Here is an 8,573-nt window from a genome sequence, read left to right as displayed (position 1 = left end):
AGAACCAGAGACGCACCACAAGGGAGGGAGGGGCCTTATCCACGGCTCTGTAACCCCCCGCGCCCCCCCCCCCCCCCCCCCCCCCCCGCGTCCCTAGGATGCCCGCATGTCACTGCCGCACGCGATCCTCACCGCCCTGCTCGAGAAGCCGTCGTCGGGCCTGGAGCTGACCCGGCGCTTCGACCGGTCGATCGGCTACTTCTGGTCGGCCACGCACCAGCAGATCTACCGCGAGCTGGGCAGGCTGGAGCGGGACGGGCTGATCCGCGCCCTGCCCGCCGCCACGGCGAGCCGCGGCCAGAAGAAGAGTTACGAGGTGCTGCCCGGGGGCCGGGCCGAGCTGTCGCGCTGGACCGCGGCGAGCCAGGACCCCAAGCCGATGCGTGACGCGCTGCTCCTGCGGCTGCGGGCGGCCGCCGTCGTCGGCACGGACGGCATCGAGGAGGACCTGCGCCGCCACCTTGCGCTGCACCGGCGCCGACTGACGGAGTACGAGGAGATCGAGCGCCGCGACTTCCCGCCCGGCAGCGACGCGATCGAGGACCGGCTGCGGCACGTGGTGCTGCGGGCCGGGATCGACCTGGAGACGTTCTGGACGCGATGGCTGGACCGGGCGCTCGACGAGCTGGCCGCGCCCGCGTCCGAAGGCGGCCCGGCGCCCGCCGACGAGGTCCACGGCCGCGCGGGTGAGGCCTAGCCCGGCCGGACATCCCGCGGCGGGCGTCAGGCCCCGGGGAGGGTCGCCGCCGTCGGGTCCCAGTCCTCGGGCAGCGGAGCCGGGGGCACGACCTGGCTGGCGAGCGGGGTGAACGCGGACCGGGCGGCGGACTCGGTGATCGCCGTCATGGTCTGGAGGACGTGCAGGGCCAGGGCGCCCGAGGCGCGGTGCGTGCTCTGGACCTCGGGCGTGATCCGCCCGGCCCCGGCCCGGATCGCGCGGGCCATGTCCAGGACGCCGAGGCCCCGGCCGTCCGTGCGCCCGTGGACGGGCAGCTCCTGCCAGTCGTCGGAGCCGTTCGGCCGCAGCCGCAGCGGCCCGCGGAAGGTGTTCGGGTCCGGCACGGCGAGGGTGCCCTCCGTGCCGATGACCTCGAAGCGGACGCGCGGCAGGGCGCTGTCGAAGCTGAACGTCGTGTGGGCGCTCACGCCCGAGGAGAACGCCAGCAGCGCGCTCACGTGCGTCGGCGCGTCGACCGGGAACGTCTGCCCGGCCTTGGCGCCCGAGCCGACCGTGCGCCGCGCGCGGGCCCGTGCCGCCGTCGCCGCCACCCGTGACACGGGGCCGAACAGTGCCACCAGGGCCGTCAGATAGTACGGGCCGAGGTCGAACAGGGGCCCCGCGCCCGCCTGGTAGAAGAACGCCGGGTCCGGGTGCCAGGACTCGGGGCCCAGGCTCTGCACCGCCGTCGTCGCCGCCACCGGCGTGCCGATGCGGCCCGCCCGGACGGCGCGGAGGGCCGACTGCAAACCCGCGCCGAGGACCGTGTCCGGCGCGCCGCCCAGGAGCAGCCCGCGCTCGGACGCGTCGGCGATGAGCTTCTCCGCCTCCGCGGGCGTCGGAGTCAGGGGCTTCTCGCCGTACACGTGCTTGCCCGCGCGCAGCGCCGCGGCCGCGACCTCCGCGTGGGCCGCGGGCACCGTCAGGTTCACCACCAGCTCGACGTCCGGTTCGGCGAGGACGGTGGGGACGTCGCCGTGCAGCGGTATGCCGTGGGCGCGGGCCGCGCCGGCCGCCCGCTCCCGGTCGAGGTCCGCGACGGCCAGGAGCCGCACGTCGGGGAAGCGGCTCAGGGTCCGCAGGTACTCCGCGCTGATCACGCCCGCGCCGACGATCGCGACGCCGACCGGGCCCGTGCTCACGCCGCCTCCAGGGCGCTGACGTAGACGCGGCTCGCGGCCAGCTCGCCGAGCAGGTCCCCCGCGCACGCGTCGAACTCGACGACCCGCCAGGCGTCCGGCGCCGCCGCGAGGACCTCGGGCACCGGCATGGTGCCGCCGCCGACGGCGACGTTCGGGTCGTGCTTGGTGCCGGGGCCGTCCTTCAGGTGCAGGGCCTCCACGCGGTCGCCGAGGCGGCCGAGCAGCGCGGGCACGTCGGCGCCGCCGACCGCCGCCCAGTAGGTGTCGACCTCCAGGAACACGTCCGGGTCGAGCAGCCCGGCGAGCACGTCGAGCGCGTGCCGCCCGTCGAGCCGGGGCTCCACCTCCCACCAGTGGTTGTGGTAGCCGAGCCGGAGCCCGTGCCGAGCGGCCCGCCGCGCGAGGGAGTTGAGACGCTCGGCGACCCGGGCGAGCCCTTCACGCGTCGTGAAGTCCTCGTGCGGGAAGCCCGCGGGGACGATGGCGAGCCGGGTGCCGAGCGCGGCGACCGCGTCGAGGACGGGGCCCGGGTCCCCGGCGAGCACCTGCCCGGCGTGCGCGCCCGACACGGCGAGGCCGAGGTCTTCGGCGATCCGGGCGAGACCCGCCGCGTCGTCGGTCACGTCGAAGGCCTCCACCGCGCCGTACCCCATCGCCGCGAGGCGCTCCAGCGTGCCCGCCCGGTCGGCGGCGAGCTGCTCGCGCACGGAGTACAGCTGGACGCTGAGCGGTCGTGGCATGGCGGCCCTCCCAGTCGGCTGGGAGGACGGTAAGGCGCGCGGGCGCGGTGGACAAGAGCGCGGCTTCCCGGCCCGGCACGAGGAAGGCCGGGCCCGAGGGCCCGGCCTGGGTCGGGGAGCGGGACCGGCTGTCCGGCTCCGGTGGGCAAGGGGTGTCAGAAGTGATGACGTACGGTACGGCGGCGCAGGTACCACACGCCGCCGCCCACGGCCGCGAGGACCAGGGCACCGCCCGCGGCGAGCGTCACCGTGCCGTAGTCCTCGACCGCGCCGCCGAAGCCGCCGCGCACCCCGCGCGCGGGAGCCGTCGTCGACGACGTCGTGGGCGCACCGGCGACCGTGACGGTCTGCGAGCCCGCCGTCGTACCGTCCTGACAGATCACCACGACCGTATGGGTGCCGGGCGTCGCGTTCTGCCAGGAGGCGCTGCCGCCCGCCAGGGTCACCTGCCGGCCCTGGGCGAAGTTGGCCGCGCCGTCGCTGAGCAGCGCGGCCTTGCCCCCGCCGGGGCAGGCGGTGGTGGTGGCCTGCACGGTGGTGCCGTTGACGGTCACCGTGATCCCCGGTGCCGCGAGCGCCACGGGGGCGCTCAGGGCCAGCGGAAGCGCGACGGCGGCGACGGTCAGGCCGGAGCGAAGGGATATCCGGGTCGTACGCATGAGTCTGCCCTCCGGCGGCACGGGAGGCGGTACGTCCCATGCGCCGCCGGAATTGGGAATCGCCCGTGCTACCTGACGACGAGCCAACGTGCCGTCGGGCCACGCCGCATGCGGACAGCCTCCGGGCAGGTGACGGGATCCTTCGTCCGGCCGACGCCTGACCTGACGTCACCAGGACGGCGCCGCCCGCAACAGCCGGTCGCGTACGAGCAGGACGTGCGGGTTGCCCGGCGTGCCCGGGCGCTGCGCCAGATAGCCGGTGTTGATCGGCGGGTCCTCCGGGAGCAGCAGCGGCACCAGCGCGCCCGATGCCAGCTCCTCCAGGCACAGATAGCGCGGCAGGACCGAGATCCCCGCCCCGGCGACGACCGCCGAGCGGACCCCGCGCAGATCCGGCACCGTGAGGGCGGGCCGCGCGGTCAGGCGCTCACCGAAGACGTGCCACCAGTAGCGGCGGGCGATCGGCAGGTCCTCGGCGTACGCGACGAGCGGCACCCCGCGCAGCGCGGCGGGGCCGTCGGCCGCGACCCGCTCCGGGCCGATCCGCCGCGCCCACGCGGGCGAGGCGACGAGCACGAACTCCTCGTCGGCGAGCGGCACCGCGCTGAGCGTGCGGCCGCGCAGCCGCATCGTGGAGATCACCAGGTCGAAGCGACCGCCGCGCAGCCCGTCCAGGAGGTCGTCGGTGAGGCCCATGGTCACCCGCAGCCGCACCCCCTGGTCGGTGAGCGGCGCGAGGGCGGGCAGGACACGGGCGCACACCAGCTCGGCGGGGCCCGCGAGGTGCACCGGGTCCGGCGTCCGCTCGGGGGCCAGCGGGCCGCGGTCCGCCACCGCGGCGAGGGCGTCCAGGGGGCCCGCCACCTGGGCGGCCAGCTCGTCGGCGACCGACGTGGGCACCGCCCCGCGCGGCCGCCGCTCGAACAGCTCCCGGCCCAGCTGCTGCTCCAGGGCCCGGACCTGCGTCGTCACCGTCGGCTGCGACAGACCGAGCAGCCGCGCCGCCGCGGTGAACGAGCCGGAGCGGTGCACCGCCAGGAAGGTGCGCAGCAAGGACAGGTCGAGCGGCGCGCGGGGGCCCTGCGGGGCACTCAGGCCCTCGGCTCCCGAGGCATTGGAATCCCTATGGGGCATGCCGAAGATCCTATTGGATCTCTATGGGAGGCGGGTCTACCGTCGACGACGAGACGCGCTGACACTTCGCGTACGAAACGTCAGTACGTGCAGCGGTACGTATCAGCGGCGGCAGAGGACGCAGAGGACAGAGGAGGCAGGCATGGCGAAGATCCTGATGGTGGTCACCGGCTCCGCCGTATGGACCCTGGCGGACGGCACCGCGCACCCGAGCGGCTACTGGGCCGAGGAGGTCTCGGCGCCCTACCAGGCCTTCACCGAGGCGGGCCACCAGGTGGTGGTCGCGACGCCCGGCGGCGTCGTACCCACGATGGACCCGGCGAGCCTCGCCCCCGAGCTGAACGGCGGCGAGGAGAACGCCGCCGCGATCGCCGCGGACCTGGAGCGCGCGACCGCCCTGCGGCAGCCCGTCGCCCTGGAGGACGTGCGGCTCGACGAGTACGCCGCCGTCTTCTACCCGGGCGGCCACGGCCCGATGGAGGACCTCGCGGTGAACGCCGCGTCCGGCGCCCTCCTGGGTGATGCCCTCGCCTCCGGCAAGCCGCTCGGCATCGTCTGCCACGGCCCGGCGGCGCTGCTCGCCACGGTCGGCGAGCAGGGCGGATCGCCCTTCGCGGGCTACCGCGTGACGGCGTTCACGAACGCCGAGGAGGCCCAGTCCGGCTTCGCGGACCGCGCCCCGTGGCTGCTCCAGGACCGGCTCGTGGCGCTCGGCGTCGACTTCCAGGAGGGCGAGCCCTGGGCTCCGTACGTGGTGGCCGACCGGAATCTGTACACCGGCCAGAACCCGGCGTCCGCCGCGCCGCTGGCCGCCGAGATCGTGAAGGCGCTGGGCTGACCGTGGCCGCCGACCGTCTCTCCGAGGTCCTCGACGCGACGTACGCGTGCCTGAGCAGGTACGGCGTGCGGCGTACCACGATGGACGACATCGCCCGCGAGATGGGGGTGTCCCGGTCGGCGGTCTACCAGTACGTGCGCGGCAAGGACGACGCGGTCCGCCGGCTCGCCCTGCGCCTGCACGACCGGGCGCTCGCCCGGGCCGAGGCGGCAGCCGTCGCCGGGGCCCCGCCCGCCGAGCGCGTCCACGGCATCCTCGCGGCGAAGCTGGACCTGGTCCTGGACCTCACCGGCCGCTCCCCGCACGCCGTGGAACTGCTCGACCCGGGCGCGCGCCTGTCCGGCGACATCTGCGACGCGTTCACGACCCGCCTGCGGGCGCTCCTGACGGAGCAGTTCACGGCCGCGGCTCGTGACGCGGCGGCGGGCCGCGCCGCTCCCCGGCCGGAAGCGGGGGAGGCCGCCGCGGCCCCTGTCCCCACGCCCGCGCAGTGCGCCGACATCTGCCTCGCGCTCGTCGTCGGCCTGGAAACCACGCCCGACGCGGCCCGCCTGCTGCGGCCCGCCGCGGACGCCCTGCTCACGGGGCTGCTGCCCCACCCCGACCCACCGCTCCACACCTTCCAGAGGACCTCATGAACGACCGTAACCCCGTCGCCCCCGTCGCCCCCGTCGCCCCCGTCGATTCAGTCGACCCCGCGGCACTCGTCGCCCAGCTGCGCGCCACCTTCCGTGCCGGCCGCACCCGCCCCCTCGACTGGCGCGAGCGGCAGCTCACCCGGCTGCGGGCCCTGCTCACCGAGCACCGCGACGACTTCGCCGACGCGCTCCACGCGGACCTGGGCAAGCCCCGCGCCGAGGCCTACCGCTCCGAGGTGGACTTCTCGATCCGCGAGATCGACCACACCCTGGAGCACCTGGAGGAGTGGCTGCGCCCGCAGGACGTCGACGTACGCGGCGTGTTCGGCGACGCGGCGAGCGCCGGGACGCAGTACGACCCGCTCGGCGTCGTCCTGGTGATCGCGCCCTGGAACTACCCCGCCCAGCTCCTCCTCGTACCCGTCGCCGGGGCGCTCGCCGCGGGCAACGCGGTCGTCGTCAAGCCCAGCGAACTGGCCCCCGCCACCTCAGCGCTGATCGCCGACCTGCTGCCGCGCTATCTGGACACCGACGCCGTGGCGGTCGTCGAGGGCGGCGTGCCCGAGACCACGGCACTGCTCGCGCAGCGCTTCGACCACATCTTCTACACCGGCAACGGCACCGTGGGCCGCATCGTGATGCGGGCCGCCGCCGAGCACCTCACGCCGGTCACGCTCGAACTCGGCGGCAAGTCACCGGTGTTCGTCGACGCGGGGGTCGACACCGCCGAGACCGCGCGGCGCCTGGCCCGCGCCAAGTTCGCGAACGCGGGCCAGACCTGCGTGGCGCCCGACTACGTCCTCACCGACCCGGACACGGCCCGCGCCCTGGCGGCGGACCTGGCCGCGGCGGTCGAGGAGCTGTACGGAGCGGACCCGGCGGCGTCGGACGCGTACGGGCGCATCGTCAACGAGCGGCACTTCGACCGCCTGTCCGGGCTGCTCGGCTCGGGCCGCGTCGTCACCGGCGGGCAGACCGACCGGGCCGCGAAGTACATCGCGCCGACCGTCCTGGCCGGGGTGCGGCCCGACGAGCCGGTCATGCGGGAGGAGATCTTCGGGCCCGTCCTGCCGATCGTCGAGGTGGCGGACCTGGACGAGGCGATCGCGTTCATCAACGACCGGGACAAGCCGCTGGCCCTGTACGCCTTCACCGAGTCCGCGACCACACGTGAGCGCATCGCCGCGGAGACGTCGTCGGGCGGCCTCGGCTTCGGCCTGCCGATGGCCCACCTCTCGGTCCCCGAGCTGCCGTTCGGCGGGGTCGGCGAGAGCGGCATGGGCGCCTACCACGGCCCGCACTCGATTGCGGTCTTCAGCCACCGCAAGGCCCGCCTGGACGTTCCGCTCGGCTGAGACGACCGGGGCTGCCGGGGGCCGCCCGGGGGTTCAGCTTCCCTCGGGCAGCGGCGGGACGAGACCGTCGGCGACGAGGCCCGCGTACACCGCCTGCCCGAGGTGCTCCACGGCGGACCGGGGGCGCACCATCACCGTGAACTCCTTGATCCGGCCGTCCTCGTCGACGTGCAGCAGGTCGATCCCGTGGATCTCCTTGCCGTCGACGGTGGCACGGAAGACAAGGACCGCCGACGGGGCCTCGGCCCCGTCGGCGCTCGTCTCGGACGTGCCCTCGAAGGACCCCACGTACCGGAAGTCGTCGAAGGTGCGCAGGAGTACGCCGAACAGGCCGAGCACCATCTCCCGGCCCTCGAAGGGCCGGAACTTCACCGGGCTGTAGAAGCGGACGTCCGGAGTGAACAGCTCTTCCAGGGCGGCCACTTCACGCTTCTCGACGGCGGCGCGGAAGCGGTCGACGGCGGACGCGAGACGGTTCGCGGTCACAGGGGAACCTCCTGAAGGTCGATGTCGGGCAGCGGCGCCGGAGTCGGGCCCCGGCCTTCATAGTCAATAATCTGACTAGTCAGATCGTTGACTATGATGAGGGAGTCCGACGGCAAAGGGAAGAGCGGACGAGGAACGCGACGAGCGCGACGAGAAGGGGAGGCGGAAGCCCATGGCCCTGCGGCACGCGGTGCTTGCGGCGCTGCTGGACGGCGAGTTCAGCGGCTATCAGCTCGCCAAGGGATTCGACATCGGCGTGGCCAACTTCTGGCACGCGCTGCCGCAGCAGCTGTACGCCGAGCTGTCCCGCTTGGAGGGCGAGGGCCTGGTCGCCGGGCGCGAGGTGGTGCAGGAGGGGCGGCCGAACAAGCGCCTCTTCACGGTCACGGACGCGGGCGTCGCCGAGCTGGAGCGGTTCGCCGCGGACACCGCCAAGCCGTCGTTCATCCGCGACGACCTGCTGGTCAAGGTGCAGGCGGTGGACGGCGTCGACGCGGCACCCGTGATCGCGCAGCTCCGGGAGCGCGCGGCGGTCGCCGAGGCGAAGACCGAGGTCCTCGGCGCGCTCCTGCGACGGCTGCGCGGCGACCTGGACGAGGAGGAGTTCCTGCGCACGGGCAAGCGGATCGGGCCGTATCTGACGTGCCTGCGCGGGCTCGCCTTCGAGCGGGAGACGCGGGAGTGGTGCGAGCGGGCGGCGGACCTGCTGGCGGCACGGCGCGAGGAAGCCGCGCGGGGCGAGGAGGCCGCGCGGGGCGAGGAGGCCGCGCGGCGGGGGAGCGGCCGGGCGCAAGCCTGAGGGCGCCGCTTCCGGAGCGGCCCCCGGGGCCCGCGAGCCCTGCCCCGGAGTACGGCCCGCGATG

Annotated in this window: 10 protein-coding genes; 5 read left to right on the top strand and 5 right to left on the bottom strand. The window is 74.9% G+C overall.

What is annotated here, in order from left to right:
- Positions 1-106: 106 nt before the first annotated feature.
- A complete protein-coding gene (locus AC07GB_RS37585) occupies positions 107-697 on the top strand; it encodes a PadR family transcriptional regulator (protein ID WP_478853663.1) in 591 nt (196 codons plus the stop codon).
- A 26-nt stretch (positions 698-723) separates the two neighbouring features.
- Here AC07GB_RS37585 and AC07GB_RS37580 read toward each other — a convergent pair whose 3' ends face one another.
- The 4 genes from AC07GB_RS37580 to AC07GB_RS37565 all read right to left on the bottom strand — a co-directional run bounded on the left by AC07GB_RS37580 (position 724) and on the right by AC07GB_RS37565 (position 4,393).
- Complete coding sequence (locus AC07GB_RS37580) at positions 724-1,860, bottom strand: Gfo/Idh/MocA family protein (RefSeq protein WP_478853661.1); 1,137 nt, start codon at positions 1,858-1,860, stop codon at positions 724-726.
- Complete coding sequence (locus tag AC07GB_RS37575; RefSeq protein ID WP_478853659.1) at positions 1,857-2,600, bottom strand: sugar phosphate isomerase/epimerase family protein; 744 nt, start codon at positions 2,598-2,600, stop codon at positions 1,857-1,859. The genes AC07GB_RS37580 and AC07GB_RS37575 overlap by 4 nt, the downstream gene beginning before the upstream one ends.
- 155 nt (positions 2,601-2,755) lie before the next feature.
- On the bottom strand, positions 2,756-3,259 hold the full coding sequence (locus tag AC07GB_RS37570) for a hypothetical protein (protein ID WP_478853657.1): 504 nt from the start codon (positions 3,257-3,259) through the stop codon (positions 2,756-2,758).
- 168 nt (positions 3,260-3,427) lie between these two features.
- Positions 3,428-4,393 carry a LysR family transcriptional regulator gene (locus tag AC07GB_RS37565; RefSeq protein WP_478853655.1) on the bottom strand — a complete coding sequence of 322 codons (966 nt, stop codon included), beginning with the start codon at positions 4,391-4,393 and terminating at the stop codon, positions 3,428-3,430.
- A gap of 142 nt (positions 4,394-4,535) precedes the next feature.
- On the opposite strand from AC07GB_RS37565, the gene AC07GB_RS37560 reads away from it, so the two are divergent.
- Genes AC07GB_RS37560 through AC07GB_RS37550 form a run of 3 tightly spaced genes read left to right on the top strand, consistent with a single transcriptional unit; the run spans position 4,536 to position 7,224 of the window.
- Complete coding sequence (locus AC07GB_RS37560) at positions 4,536-5,231, top strand: type 1 glutamine amidotransferase domain-containing protein (RefSeq protein WP_478853653.1); 696 nt, start codon at positions 4,536-4,538, stop codon at positions 5,229-5,231.
- Positions 5,232-5,233: 2 nt separating this feature from the next.
- Positions 5,234-5,869 carry a TetR/AcrR family transcriptional regulator gene (locus tag AC07GB_RS37555; protein WP_478853651.1) on the top strand — a complete coding sequence of 212 codons (636 nt, stop codon included), beginning with the start codon at positions 5,234-5,236 and terminating at the stop codon, positions 5,867-5,869.
- Entirely contained in the window at positions 5,866-7,224 is a 1,359-nt protein-coding gene (locus AC07GB_RS37550; protein ID WP_478853650.1) for an aldehyde dehydrogenase family protein, read from the top strand. Before AC07GB_RS37555 ends, AC07GB_RS37550 begins: the two co-directional genes overlap by 4 nt.
- Positions 7,225-7,257: 33 nt before the next feature.
- Here the strand turns inward: AC07GB_RS37550 and AC07GB_RS37545 are convergent, their stop codons facing one another.
- Positions 7,258-7,710, bottom strand: coding sequence for a nuclear transport factor 2 family protein (locus AC07GB_RS37545; protein WP_478853648.1), 453 nt, complete (start codon positions 7,708-7,710; stop codon positions 7,258-7,260).
- A gap of 172 nt (positions 7,711-7,882) precedes the next feature.
- Between AC07GB_RS37545 and AC07GB_RS37540 the strand changes: the two genes are divergently transcribed.
- Positions 7,883-8,509, top strand: coding sequence for a PadR family transcriptional regulator (locus AC07GB_RS37540; RefSeq protein ID WP_478853646.1), 627 nt, complete (start codon positions 7,883-7,885; stop codon positions 8,507-8,509).
- Positions 8,510-8,573 lie beyond the last annotated feature (64 nt).

The sequence above is a fragment of the Streptomyces sp. NPDC045778 genome (genome assembly GCF_056431945.1).
This window is presented reverse-complemented; position numbering and strand designations above follow the sequence as displayed.

Coding starts and splice junctions, on each gene's coding strand:
- AC07GB_RS37585 (WP_478853663.1), top strand. CDS start 107: ATGTCACTGCCGCACGCGATCCTCACCGCCCTGCTCGAGAAGCCGTCG.
- AC07GB_RS37575 (WP_478853659.1), bottom strand. CDS start 2,600: ATGCCACGACCGCTCAGCGTCCAGCTGTACTCCGTGCGCGAGCAGCTC.
- AC07GB_RS37570 (WP_478853657.1), bottom strand. CDS start 3,259: ATGCGTACGACCCGGATATCCCTTCGCTCCGGCCTGACCGTCGCCGCC.
- AC07GB_RS37565 (WP_478853655.1), bottom strand. CDS start 4,393: ATGCCCCATAGGGATTCCAATGCCTCGGGAGCCGAGGGCCTGAGTGCC.
- AC07GB_RS37560 (WP_478853653.1), top strand. CDS start 4,536: ATGGCGAAGATCCTGATGGTGGTCACCGGCTCCGCCGTATGGACCCTG.
- AC07GB_RS37550 (WP_478853650.1), top strand. CDS start 5,866: ATGAACGACCGTAACCCCGTCGCCCCCGTCGCCCCCGTCGCCCCCGTC.
- AC07GB_RS37540 (WP_478853646.1), top strand. CDS start 7,883: ATGGCCCTGCGGCACGCGGTGCTTGCGGCGCTGCTGGACGGCGAGTTC.